9 protein-coding genes are annotated in these 12,960 nt (G+C 43.1%); 3 read left to right on the forward strand and 6 right to left on the reverse strand.

From position 1 onward, the window contains the following. Window positions 1-51 precede the first annotated feature (51 nt). On the reverse strand, window positions 52-717 hold the full coding sequence (hxpB, locus tag L2747_RS12935; protein ID WP_248999439.1) for a hexitol phosphatase HxpB: 666 nt from the start codon (window positions 715-717) through the stop codon (window positions 52-54). Between the two features lie 403 nt (window positions 718-1,120). Here hxpB and acnB point away from each other — a divergent pair, with 403 nt between their 5' ends. Beyond that, window positions 1,121-3,718 (forward strand): bifunctional aconitate hydratase 2/2-methylisocitrate dehydratase, encoded by a 2,598-nt coding sequence (gene acnB / locus L2747_RS12940; protein WP_248999440.1) that lies wholly within the window; start codon window positions 1,121-1,123, stop codon window positions 3,716-3,718. A gap of 332 nt (window positions 3,719-4,050) precedes the next feature. On the opposite strand, the gene rsd is transcribed toward acnB, so the two are convergent. Next, window positions 4,051-4,518: a sigma D regulator gene (gene rsd / locus L2747_RS12945; protein WP_248999441.1), complete on the reverse strand. Its 468-nt coding sequence runs from the start codon at window positions 4,516-4,518 to the stop codon at window positions 4,051-4,053. A gap of 530 nt (window positions 4,519-5,048) precedes the next feature. On the opposite strand from rsd, the gene hemE reads away from it, so the two are divergent. Beyond that, window positions 5,049-6,113: a uroporphyrinogen decarboxylase gene (gene hemE, locus L2747_RS12950; protein ID WP_220782023.1), complete on the forward strand. Its 1,065-nt coding sequence runs from the start codon at window positions 5,049-5,051 to the stop codon at window positions 6,111-6,113. Between the two features lie 55 nt (window positions 6,114-6,168). On the opposite strand, the gene L2747_RS12955 is transcribed toward hemE, so the two are convergent. The 4 genes from L2747_RS12955 to L2747_RS12970 all read right to left on the reverse strand — a co-directional run bounded on the left by L2747_RS12955 (window position 6,169) and on the right by L2747_RS12970 (window position 9,998). Continuing rightward, complete coding sequence (locus L2747_RS12955; RefSeq protein WP_248999442.1) at window positions 6,169-7,704, reverse strand: sensor histidine kinase; 1,536 nt, start codon at window positions 7,702-7,704, stop codon at window positions 6,169-6,171. A 39-nt stretch (window positions 7,705-7,743) separates the two neighbouring features. After that, window positions 7,744-8,481: a response regulator transcription factor gene (locus tag L2747_RS12960; RefSeq protein WP_248999443.1), complete on the reverse strand. Its 738-nt coding sequence runs from the start codon at window positions 8,479-8,481 to the stop codon at window positions 7,744-7,746. A gap of 87 nt (window positions 8,482-8,568) precedes the next feature. After that, the gene (locus L2747_RS12965) at window positions 8,569-9,285 is read right to left on the reverse strand and encodes a spondin domain-containing protein (RefSeq protein ID WP_248999444.1); all 717 of its coding nucleotides are present in this window, start codon (window positions 9,283-9,285) and stop codon (window positions 8,569-8,571) included. An 11-nt stretch (window positions 9,286-9,296) separates the two neighbouring features. Further along, window positions 9,297-9,998: a spondin domain-containing protein gene (locus L2747_RS12970; protein ID WP_248999445.1), complete on the reverse strand. Its 702-nt coding sequence runs from the start codon at window positions 9,996-9,998 to the stop codon at window positions 9,297-9,299. A gap of 319 nt (window positions 9,999-10,317) precedes the next feature. On the opposite strand from L2747_RS12970, the gene L2747_RS12975 reads away from it, so the two are divergent. Further along, window positions 10,318-12,897, forward strand: coding sequence for an EAL domain-containing protein (locus tag L2747_RS12975; RefSeq protein ID WP_248999446.1), 2,580 nt, complete (start codon window positions 10,318-10,320; stop codon window positions 12,895-12,897). Window positions 12,898-12,960: the final 63 nt, after the last annotated feature.

Consider the following 12,960-nt stretch of genomic DNA (forward strand, 5'->3'; position numbering starts at 1 on the left):
AAAGCCCATCAATCGATGGGCTTTTTATTATCAATTGGATAGTTAATCGCGTTACTTATAGTTGGCTAAAAAGTTGCTTAATGCGTTTAGGTTGTCTAGTTGCTGGTGGGCAATAACCCATTTATTAAGCTTTGCATGCAGCGGTTCTGGGATTGCAATAGTTTGCATATTGGCTGCACGAGCTGCGATTAATCCATTAAATGAATCTTCAATAGCTAGACAACTAACTGGATCAATATTGAGTGCCTTTGCGCAATTTAAGTATACCTCTGGATGAGGTTTGCCATAAGTTAGTGATTCTGCTGACTCAATGGCATTAAAGTAACTACCTATGCCTATCTTGTTTAAAACAGCAGTAATAATATCACTTGAAGAGGAGGTTGCTAGGCCAATTTTAAGCTGGTGTTGCTGGCAAGCTTGTAAGGCATTGAGTACTCCTGGCATTGGTGCACCGTCACGCGTTATATGGCTAACAACCGTATCGACAATGGCTTGGGCAGTTTGTTGGTTATTATAATTCTCCCAGGGAGAACGGGCATACCAAAAGTCGACCACCTGGTCGATTCTAAGGCCTGTTGTTAATACCATATCTTGCATGGAAACGTTTAAACCTAAGTTACTTATGACTTCAAAAATAGCCATTTGCCATACAGGTTCTGAATCTATCAACACTCCGTCCATGTCAAAAATAACCGCTTTTAGCTGTGGTTTACTCATAAGTATCCAATTATGTTCATTATAACTTTGGTGAATATTAGCTGTGTAAATGCCATGTTTTACGAATAATCATACGATTAACACTAACGTAAGCACAGGTTTTTTTGATTGATAACGCTATGGTAATTAGCTGACAACTTAATTTAAATGTCTGATTTATATAATTTAGATCAATATTTTACACTATGGTCTAGTTTTCTTTTCTAGCGAATCGTTTTACTGTATAGCCCGAGATGTCGATTGAGCGCTGTTTTACTTTTGTATAAGTGTGATCGGATTCATACTTTTGCAAAGCTGTAGTATAATAGCGCTCGAAATAAGGGTCGAGCCTGCCGAGCTGTCAGTTTCAATTTGAAGACGAGCAGTTTCGCTGTAAGAACGCCAAATAAAGAGGAAGGTTGCCGTGCTAGAAGCATATCGTAAACACGTCGCAGAACGTGCTTCAGAGGGCGTAGTCCCTAAGCCATTAGATGCCCAACAAGTGGCACAGCTAGTTGAACTGGTAAAGAATCCACCTGCAGGTGAAGAGGCTGTTATTCTTGATCTGCTTGAAAATCGTATCCCACCAGGTGTTGATGAAGCCGCTTATGTTAAAGCGGGCTTTTTAGATGCTGTCGCAAAAGGCGAAGTATCATCTTCAATTCTGTCATCTGAGCGCGCTGTTGAGCTGCTTGGTACTATGCAAGGTGGTTACAACATCGAGCCACTGATTGCGCAACTTGATAATGAAGCGCAAGCGCCATTAGCCGTTGAAGCACTATCACACACACTATTAATGTTTGATTCTTTCCACGATGTAGTGGAAAAAATGCAAGCAGGCAATGATTACGCTAAGCAAGTTGTTCACGCTTGGGCCGATGCAAAATGGTTCTTGTCGCGTCCAAAGCTTGCTGAAAAGATCTCACTAACAGTTTTTAAAGTGTCTGGTGAGACTAATACCGATGATTTGTCTCCAGCACCAGATGCGTGGTCGCGCCCAGATATTCCATTGCACGCACTAGCGATGCTAAAGAATGCCCGTGACGGCATCGTACCTGATGAAGCTGGCGTAGTAGGCCCAATCAAAGAGATTGAGTCACTAAAAGAGAAAGGTTTCCCATTAGTTTACGTGGGTGACGTAGTTGGTACGGGGTCTTCTCGTAAATCTGCGACTAACTCAGTACTTTGGTTCATGGGGGATGATATTCCTAATGTACCTAACAAGCGTGCTGGTGGTTTCTGTTTAGGTGGCAAGATTGCACCAATTTTCTTTAATACCATGGAAGATGCTGGCGCATTGCCAATCGAGCTAGACGTTAGCAAGATGGAGATGGGCGATGTTATCGACATCTATCCGTACCAAGGTATTGTTAAGCGTCACGGCACTGAAGAAGTCATTTCTGAGTTCTCACTTAAAACTGACGTGTTAATGGATGAAGTCCGCGCTGGTGGTCGTATCCCGTTAATTATCGGCCGTGGTCTAACAGATCGTGCTCGTGAAACGCTAAATCTTGAAGCATCTGCTGAATTTGTACGCCCACAAGATGTGGCTGACACTGGTAAGGGCTTTACCCTTGCACAGAAGATGGTTGGTAAAGCGTGTGGCGTAACGGGTATTCGTCCTGGCCAATACTGTGAGCCTAAGATGACGTCTGTTGGTTCGCAAGATACTACCGGTCCTATGACTCGTGATGAGCTAAAAGATTTAGCCTGTCTTGGTTTCAGCGCAGACTTAACCATGCAGTCTTTCTGTCATACTGCGGCTTATCCAAAGCCAGTTGACGTAAATACTCACCATACGCTTCCTGATTTCATCATGAACCGTGGCGGTGTTGCATTGCGTCCAGGTGACGGTGTGATTCACTCTTGGTTAAACCGTATGCTACTGCCTGATACTGTAGGTACTGGTGGTGACTCACATACGCGTTTCCCAATTGGTATTTCATTCCCAGCAGGTTCTGGTCTTGTAGCATTCGCTGCAGCGACGGGCGTTATGCCACTTGATATGCCAGAGTCTATTTTGGTGCGCTTTAAAGGTGAAATGCAGCCTGGTATCACACTACGTGACCTTGTGCATGCAATCCCACACAAAGCGATTGAAATGGGTCTGTTGACGGTTGAGAAGAAAGGCAAAATCAACGCTTTCTCTGGTCGCGTACTTGAAATTGAAGGTCTTGAGCAGCTTAAAGTTGAGCAAGCATTCGAGCTTTCTGATGCATCTGCAGAGCGTAGTGCAGCAGGTTGTACGATCAAGCTTGATAAAGAGCCAATCATCGAATACTTAAACTCAAATATCGTTATGCTTAAGTGGATGATCGCTGAAGGTTACGGCGATCGTCGTACTATTGAGCGTCGTATTACGTCGATGCAAGAGTGGCTAGCGAACCCAGAGTTAATGCAGGCTGATAGCGACGCAGAATACGCAGAGATTATCGAAATCGATTTGAACGAAATCAAAGAACCTATTCTTTGTGCACCAAATGATCCAGATGATGCGATTCTATTGTCTTCAGTTGTTGATACAAAGATTGACGAAGTATTCGTTGGTTCTTGTATGACTAACATCGGTCATTTCCGTGCTACAGGTAAGATGCTAGATAAGTTTGCATCAACACTGCCAACACGTTTATGGATTGCGCCGCCAACTAAGATGGACCGCGATCAGCTAACTGAAGAAGGTTACTACGCTATCTTCGGTCGTGTTGGTGCTCGAATTGAGATCCCGGGTTGTTCACTGTGTATGGGTAACCAAGCACGTGTGGCAGAAGGTGCAACGGTAGTATCAACGTCTACGCGTAACTTCCCGAACCGTTTAGGTACAGGCGCTAACGTTTACCTAGCTTCTGCAGAACTAGCAGCTGTTGCAGCGCTACTTGGTCGTTTACCATCGCCAGATGAGTATCAGACATACGCTAAAGAGTTAGATGCGACGGCAGCTGACACTTATCGTTACCTGAACTTCGATCAGATAGCATCGTACACAGCAAAAGCTGATGAAGTGATTTTTCAATCAGCGGTTTAATCATTTGATTTAAACTTCTTGCCTAAAAAAGCCTGCTAACTAGCAGGCTTTTTTGTTTTCAGCGACAGTATTTAAAATACAGTTTGCAAGCCAAACTACATTGTATCGTTAGTTATGGCTTGATAACTCATTGGTAACGTTCTGCATCGTTGTGAGCTTAATGGTGTGTCTATTGAATAAGCGCAGCTAGGTAGAGCTGAGGTTTTTATCACTGTGGGAATAATGATTGGAAAAAGTTACAGCTAAGAGAATGATAAGCACGATAACGCTAGACGAGTAAACTCGTCTAATCGATAACTGGCCGGCAGTGAGTCGGCGCAGTCAATAGTTAGCTAGGAGTGTTTGCTATGCAGCACTTCTAACAGTTTATCTTCAAGTGCAAAACGAGTTTCCATTGCATGGCCTAAAGAAGATAAGTCTTTATCTAAATGAAATAACACTTTTTCGTCATCGGCTTCAGTGTACTTATCGTTGAAGTCTAAAGCCGTGTCAGTAGTCTCGCTTATTTGCGGGACTAGCTGTTGTGCGAGCTCTTGGCTGGAACTGCCATTTTTTTCGCAAGCAGTGACGACTTGATTGTAGATCTCAAAATGGCCTTCAGATACATAGTCCATGAGTTGATCACAGAACTGTTTGACTGAAGCAAATGCAGGTAATGACTTGTCAGTCACTTCATACGGTGGGATCCCAGCAATCTGGCAGTAGTTGATGAGTAGATTGCGACGATTATTTAACCATTGATCTATAAGCGTATTTGAACCGCCCCACTTTTGTTCGGCCTTCTCTAGCTTTCTTAGCATGATCTTCCCCGATAAAAATCCATCTCTGTATCTCTAATGTAGGGGAAAGAAGTGCTTTTGATCAACCATTTTTGGACGATTTATGAGGAAATTCTAAATGGACATACCAGCGCAAGATTTGTAAAGAAAGTGCTAAAAAATAAAATGCCCAGCGATAGAAATCTATCGCTGGGCGAGTAAAGTTTTTGCGGGCTCGATGCGACGAGCTTCTTGATTGTTCTTGCTAGCGCAGACTTTTTATACCAAAGCTAACTCAGAGGTGCAACTTTTTTCTGTCACATTGCGAGCTATACAGGCTAGGTTAAGCAAGGTTGTGAACCTGTTTCACGTTTTGCTAGCACGCTGTGATCTGGGATTCGTAGTCTAAAAGTAGCCCCTAAAAATCTAAGGATAATGTTAACTATCTCTGAGTTGGTAGAATTTGTCGCGTTACTTGTCACATTATTTTACCGTTACAGGTTACTTTATTAACGTAAATGCTAAACTACTGACCCAAGCGGATATCACTATAAGTTTAGGAATCAAGCCAAATGGCAGAATTAAAGAATGATCGTTATTTACGTGCGTTATTAAAACAGCCTGTCGACAGAACTCCTGTCTGGATGATGCGTCAAGCTGGTCGTTATCTTCCAGAATATAAAGCCACCCGCGCCGAAGCTGGCGACTTCATGTCTCTTTGTAAGAACCAAGATTTAGCTTGTGAAGTGACCCTACAGCCACTACGTCGTTACGACTTAGATGCGGCAATCTTGTTCTCAGACATTCTTACTGTTCCAGATGCAATGGGTTTAGGCCTGTATTTTGAAGCTGGCGAAGGTCCACGTTTCGAACGTCCTACAGACACTATCGATTCAATTAAAAAGCTTTGCATTCCAGATCCAGAAGATGAGCTTGGCTATGTAATGCGTGCTGTAAGCACTATTCGTCGTGAACTTAAAGGCGAAGTACCGTTAATCGGTTTCTCAGGTTCTCCTTGGACGCTAGCGACTTATATGGTTGAAGGCGGTTCTAGCAAGGCATTTGAAAAGATTAAGAAGATGGCTTACGAAGAGCCAGCTACTCTACACATGCTGCTAGATAAGCTAGCTGATTCTGTTACTTTGTACTTGAACGCTCAAGTTGCAAACGGTGCACAGTCTCTAATGATTTTCGATTCATGGGGTGGCGCGCTTTCTCACCACGCATACCGTGAATTCTCACTACGTTACATGCAAAAAATCGTTGATGGCTTAACTCGCCATGCAGACGGTCGCCAAGTACCAGTTACTCTGTTCACTAAAGGTGGCGGACTATGGCTTGAGTCTATGGCTGAGACTGGCTGTGACGCACTAGGTCTAGATTGGACTGTAGATATCGGTGATGCACGTCGCCGCGTTGGTCATAAAGTTGCTCTACAAGGCAACATGGACCCATCAGTACTTTACGGTACGCCAGAGCGTATTCACCAAGAAGTGGATCAAATCCTTTCTTCTTACGGTGAAGGCACAGGCCACGTATTTAACTTGGGCCATGGTATTCACCAGCACGTTGATCCTGAGCGCGCTGGTTCGTTCATTAACTCAGTGCATGAGTTATCGGCTAAATACCACAAGTAAGCATTAGCATTTCTGCTAATTGACTACTATTGTTTGGTGTGAATAAAGGCTCAGTTTACTGAGCCTTTATTGTTTCCGCTGTTTGTAGTACCTGCACTTGAGAATCATTCTGCTCATCTTTTTCCGCCGCGTTTAGCTGTTTTAACTCCAGTCTAAATTGGCTACCTTTACCTGGCATGCTGTCTATTTCAATGACACAACCGAGTAAGTTTAATAACTGCCTGACGATAGCTAAGCCAATTCCGAGTTGTGGCAGGGCTGTTTGTTTGCTCGATATTACCATAGCTTTATGATTCAACTGCTTTAAAGCTTGAAGCTCATGTTTGTGCATTCCAGAGCCGTTATCAATGACTTGTAACCATAACTTATTATCTTCGCTGATAAGGGTTTCAATGGTTATCTTTCCTTGTTCTGGGGTATAGCGAATTGCGTTATCGATGAGGTTATTCAATACCCTTTGTAGCAACTGTGGATCAGTGTTAATGGTAAGCAGGTGTGAATCGCTAAAATTCAGCTCAATGGCTTTTGACTTTGCTCTTGGAGCAAAGGTTTGTTTCAACTCAAGTAACTGCTGGCTCAATGAGCAATCCTGAAATTTTGCCGTAATTTGGCCATTTTCAAGGGCGGCAAGTTCAAGCAGTTGTCCGAGTAATTGCTGTAAGTGTTGACCAGAACGAGCGGCTACTTCGATTAAGTCGTTACTGCGTTCATGCTCTGGCAGTAATAACCAAGTATCAATGTAACCTTGTAGTGAGGTCAGTGGTGTTTTTAGATCATGAGATAGGTGCAGCATAAAGGCATGCCGCTCTTCTTGTTGACGGCTAATTGCTTGATGTTGCCCGCTTAAAGCGGCAAGTAAAGTGTTGATGTGGTGGCTGAGTTGATTGATTTCACTGCTACCAGAATATTGCCCTGGAAGAGTGAGTCCATCATTGAGTTTGTGGCTAGCCAAAAGTCGTAAATCATGCTCTAACCGGCTGAGGGGCTGAGTGAATATCTTTAGTAGCAACACAAACAGTAAGATTGCAAAAGCACTGCTAATGACAATCGCTGCCGTCCAAAACTGAGTCGATTGATGTTCGCCAACAATTGATTGCCAACTATCAAAGTCCTCACCGCCAATAATCACATAGAGATAGCCAGTTTGTTCACCTTGTGAGTTGATCAGCTTAGCAGCAGAAAAGATTTTATCTTTATTAGTTGAACGCGGATCAGTACCTAGTAAAGGGAGTTTAGCTCCGTTGATAAAAGTGGTGATTAAACTGGTATCAACTTGCTGCTGTTTAATTTTCTCTTCATTTGCGTCATAAGCAATGACTTGCCCTTGATTATCTAAGGTGTAGATCTCAAAGCTAGGACCTAGCAACATAAAGTCATGAAAAGCTTCTTTTAATGCCGCATCAGAAGTAACGCCTTTAGACAGCAACGGATTGATATGCGCCATATGTTCTGCTAAGTCACGGTGCAATGACTGTTGAATTTGGTTACGACTAAACTCCTGACTAAATTGCTGCCACTGCCACAACACGATAAATAATATGAGTATGACTAAGGTGGCCGCGAGTAATATTCGGCTAAATAAGCTTTTCATTACTTGTCCTCTAGATTGAGTGGTCGCATTGGGCGGAAGCTATGAAGCTGCTTGCACTGCTGGCGGGGTAAACTTGTATCCCACACCCCAAACGGTTTTTACCAGTTTTGAGGTCTGAGAGTTATGTGAAAGTTTAGAACGCAGGCGATTTACATGGCTATTTACCGTATGTTCATAACCTGAATATGTATAACCCCATACAGCCTCTAGCAATTGCATTCTGCTAAATACTTGCTTGGGATGCTGTGCAAGGTACAGCAATAGGTCAAACTCACGGGCGGTAAGTTCGAGTACCTCATTAAAGGCGATCACTTCACGGGTACTGCAATTAATCGTTATACCTTCAAACTCAACAGAGTTCTGCTGTTGCTCTGTTTGTTTAGTGCGCCTTAATAGGGCTTTAACCCGTGCTCTTAACTCTAAAACGCTAAAGGGTTTGACAAGGTAATCGTCGGCACCTGACTCTAATCCTAGAACGATATCTGCTTCGGAATCTTTTGCGGTTAGCATCATACAAGGGAGTTCATTCCCTACTTCACGAAGTTGCTGACATAAAGTAATAGCATCGCCATCGGGTAGCATTCTATCCATTAAAACAAGATCAATAGGCTGCTGCGCTATATGGCGCTGGGCTTGCAGTAAGGTAGTGCAATGGATCACATGATGATTCATGCTTTTAAGATTGAGCATAACCAGCTTTGCTAGATCTTGTTCATCTTCAACTAGCAGTATTTGCTTTAATGTTTGATACTCATTATTGAGGTTTGATCCATTCATGTTTCGCTCCCAAAGGCGGTTCCTGACTACTAGACCCGCCGATGGAAACTTTTATTTCGCACTATTTTTAATCAATTTATAAGTCGTTTACTCTGTACGACTTACTGTGATTAACAGTACGGGGTTGTCAAAACGGTGTGAGGCAGTAAGCACTGAATCAGCTAGACCGTCATCATGACTAATGACGCCAGAGTGAGCATGTACCAAATTTGAATCATCACGTGCCGCATTAAAACCTTCGCCGCTGTCAGCAGGTCCTGGTATTGTGCCTTTAGCCTCGCTATTGGCTTCGGTGCCCGCATCGTACGCAATCACTCTAAAGGTCATTGATTCATCTACGGTTAAGTTCGTTAAGTCGTAACCGGTAAAACCAGCAAAAGCGTCGTTGGTATTAACCAGCATAGTTACCACTGAGAGGTCGGCGATTTCTTCGCTGTTGAGGCTAATTGCGATGCTTTCAGTAGCACCCGGTAGTAATATTCCAGCACCATTGGTGAGCTCTGTAACTGCGACTTCATCGCTTAAGCCACTAGCATCGCCTGATTCCGCTAAGGTTTCTAATGCAAGGCTAGCACTTTCACCACTTGTCCAAAGTACAGTGTCAACTTGATGATTGACCACTGCGATTGGTGACATAGGTTGATTGGCGGTTAAGTTAGTCACTGCAACGGTATAGCTTTGCATGCTAGGCGCTATTGGAGCCGGACTGTCATTATTGTTGTCAGAGCAACCGCCGAGAATTAATGCCCCTGACGTAATGAACGCAAGTGCGCTATATCTAAGGTACTTGTTCGGATTATTCATCGGTTATCCTCCTATTTCACCACGACAGTAACTCGAGCTACTGGGTTTAACCAACGGTGTACGCGGCTATCAAGATCGCTCATGCCGCCTTGTAAATCTGTATCGCCGAGTACGCCTGGATGAATATGCACTTTGTCATTACTGCTCATATCCATCACGCCTGTAGCGTTCATACCACCATCTCCACTAGGGGCTGCGGGGATCCCTGGAACCCCGGACATCCCACCACCATTAACGATTTCATCATTGGCTTCTGTACCTGCGTCATAAGCATTAAGCGTAAAAGTATAGCTACCGGCTTCTGCTGGAATTTTCCAAGCATTTAAGCCAACAAATGCGTCGTTGGTGGGCAGTACCATGGCGGTAATCGATAAATGGGTCATATCACCGGTGTCGAGCATAATGCTATCGACCTTGCCGCTTGGTGCTAACAGCCCACCAGCTGGATTAACGACTGTGACACCGCCTGCTCCTGTGACTGCAGCATCTAAATCACCAATATCGCCACCTTCAGCCATTTTTTGTAGTGCTGGTGTGGCCATCTCTCCGGCTTGGAAAAGGTGGCTGTCCATGTCGTGGGCAGCAATAAGTAGCGGGGTGAAATGATTTCCATGGGTTAAATTGGTGACGCTAATCTCTAACTCAGCCGCTGTGACTGGAAGACTGACTACGCTACCTAGAATAAGCATTTTAGTGATCTGGTTAAGCTTCATGATAACTCTCCTTTGCAATGTATGGACTTAGTTTGGCAAAGGGTTATCACCTGAGTATCGCCCAATTATCACAAAAGTATAACAATTGGTGTTTTCGTAAATAACGGTCAATTTTCAGAGGATTAACAGCCGTGATACTGCAATTCGTAAAAGAGTTGTTCTTGTTTGACGCATTTATCAACGACTGCGCTCTAAGTAGGTATTATCTGTGACGTAAATCGGGTACTTTGCTAGCGCAAACCAAGTCTTAGCCACAGTTTGGCGGGTTTTGAATTAGAGAAGTTGTCCCGATATGCATTTGGATAAAAAAGTTTTATTAATGATCTTTGGGTTGTTTACTCCCTTAGTTATTGCTGCTTGTTTGGTGGGGAACGATTGGCTACATGACGAAGTCGAAGACATTCGTCACTATGTGATAGAAAGAGAGCTTGCTAGCATTGAGTCTCAACTGGACCAAGATCTCGCGGGCTTACAGGGACAGTTTGAGGCTACTGCGCCAGTTAAAGGCGGATTAGTGGCATTGATGCCATCGATTGCCATATTTGGCAGTGCGCAGGTGCAACCTAGTCTTGAAGGCACTATCTTGCCAATAGATAAGCTGGCACAAATTGGTCTAAATTTACCGGAGCCTTTGCTGTCTAGTGCCCGAGCGAGCGTGTATTTTGATGCTAAGCAGCAACAAGCTTATTTTATCAACATTAATCTAAAGACGATCGATACACAGCCAGAGACTTTGGTGCTAGTTACTCCAATAACTGATGACTATTTGGCTCATATAGGGAGTCTTGAGTTCGCAACTCAAGTTAAGGTTATTACAGGTAAAGCAAAGGCTGGCATTGTTCTGTCTGATAACGTAATCAACGCACAACTTGATGTTCCAACGCTATTTTCTCAGGCGCCGATCTATTTATCTGTGACCTTTTCAGATCAACTGTTTTCTCGAATTGGCTGGCACTTTTCCTTAGTGGTTTTAGCACTGTTTGCGGTGATGATGGGTTTATTATCATTAGCCTATATGTGGATTCGACTGGCAGTAGCAAAGCCGTTGCAGGGCTTTTTTTCTCAGCTTTCAGCTATGGAGTCTCAAGTTGAAGAGCGGAGCTGTAATAAGCTTGATGTTAAAAACTTAGCTTTAGTATCACAGGCAGGTTCTAGTGGATCTTTGAATTCTCAAGACATGGGAGTAAAGCTACTTACTGACAATATTAATCAATTACTTGCGAGTAATTACAACCAGCATCGTCAATCCAAAATGATTTTAGAGTCAATTGCTGAAGCTGTGATTATGATAGATCTCAAGGGCAATGTGAGTGATATAAACCCTTACGCAGAGCGATTACTACAACAAAATTTGCAGCAAGCTCAGGGCCAACCAATACATGAGTTACTGCGGAGCTCTAAAGCATTAACGGCAAAAGTCAGTCAATTTATGCAAATTGGCTGTGTGACCCCAAAAGCAACGACATTGAAGCTTAATCTTGATACTTCAATCGTGATGACTGGGACACTAACAAATCTGTTAAATGCTAAAGGCGAGGTTATTGCTGCGTTATTGGTATTGAAAGATATCACTCGGGAGAACTCCTTAAACCAACAAGTTGAACGCCATAATCATTTCGATTGGATTACTGGGGTATTAAATCGAACAGCCTTTGAAACGCAGTTAGTCGATTATGTTAGTGCCAGCCAATCGATTGCGGTTGTATATTTTGACTTAGAACAGTTTAAATTAATTAACGACGCTTGTGGCCATAGCGTTGGCGATAAGATGCTTGCTAAAGTCGCTAAAGCAATCTCTGCTAGCATTCCCTCTGGAAGCTTACTTGGCCGCTTAGGTGGCGATGAGTTTGCTTTAGTCGTAAAAGATCTTTCAGCTCTAGATACGGTGAGATTAGTAAAAGCGGTTATTTCAAAGGTAAGTGCTCAATCAATTTTAAATAAGGGTATTTGCTATCGCGTGGGGCTAAGTGCTGGTGTCGCCCTTAGTCAGGCAAACCAAAAGATTGAAGTATTTGAGCTACTTAAAGATGCTGATATTGCCTGTGATGCCGCTAAGCGTAAAGGTAACAATCAAGTTCATCTATATGATAGTCGCGATAAAGATTTAAGTTATCAACGTAATGCGCCTAAATGGGCGGTTCGAATAGTTGAAGCGATTGAAAATAATGAACTGATTCTTTACTACCAAAAAATAGCAAAGCTATCGTCTCACGGGTATCGTCAACGAATGGAATTGCTATTACGCATTCAAGATCCTAGTGGGCGTCTTTTATCTCCTGCACAATTTATTGCTGCAGCAGAACGTTTCAAGCTAATTGTTGAAGTCGATAAAGAGGTTATTAGAAAGGCTTTCTTGTGGCTGTCACTTAATCAGCAAGTTTGGGAAGACCATTGTTTGTCGATTAACTTGTCAGGTAATAGCTTAGGTGCAGAGGGCATGGTTAATTATATTCTGCGTCAACAAGAGCGCTTTGCTATTCCAAGTTGTTGTATTTGTTTTGAGATAACAGAGACTAGTGCGATACAAAATCATAGCCGAGCAATGAAGATGCTAACAACATTGCGTAAGCGTGGCTTTTCTTTTGCTCTGGATGATTTTGGCAGTGGATTTGCGTCTTATGGTTACTTAAAAGAGATGCCTGTCGACTATGTGAAAATCGATGGCTGCTTTGTAAAAAATATTGCTAATAATGCTAAAGATTACGCTATCGTTAAGTCGGTTAATGATGTTTGCCGTGTTATGGGAATTGAAACCGTTGCTGAGTTTGTCGAAAACCAAGAGATTATCGATAAGCTTGAAATCATAGGGGTTAACTATGCCCAAGGTTATGCAATCGGGCGGCCACAGGCTTTAGACACGTACAAAGTAGAGCCTAGAAATACTCAGCGCACAGCGTAATTGTTAGGGTTTACTAATGGCTGCCTGCAGCTATGCCTATACTGTAACGGTTTAATATTTGCG

The sequence above is a fragment of the Shewanella marinintestina genome (genome assembly GCF_023283845.1).
GTDB lineage: Bacteria > Pseudomonadota > Gammaproteobacteria > Enterobacterales > Shewanellaceae > Shewanella > Shewanella marinintestina.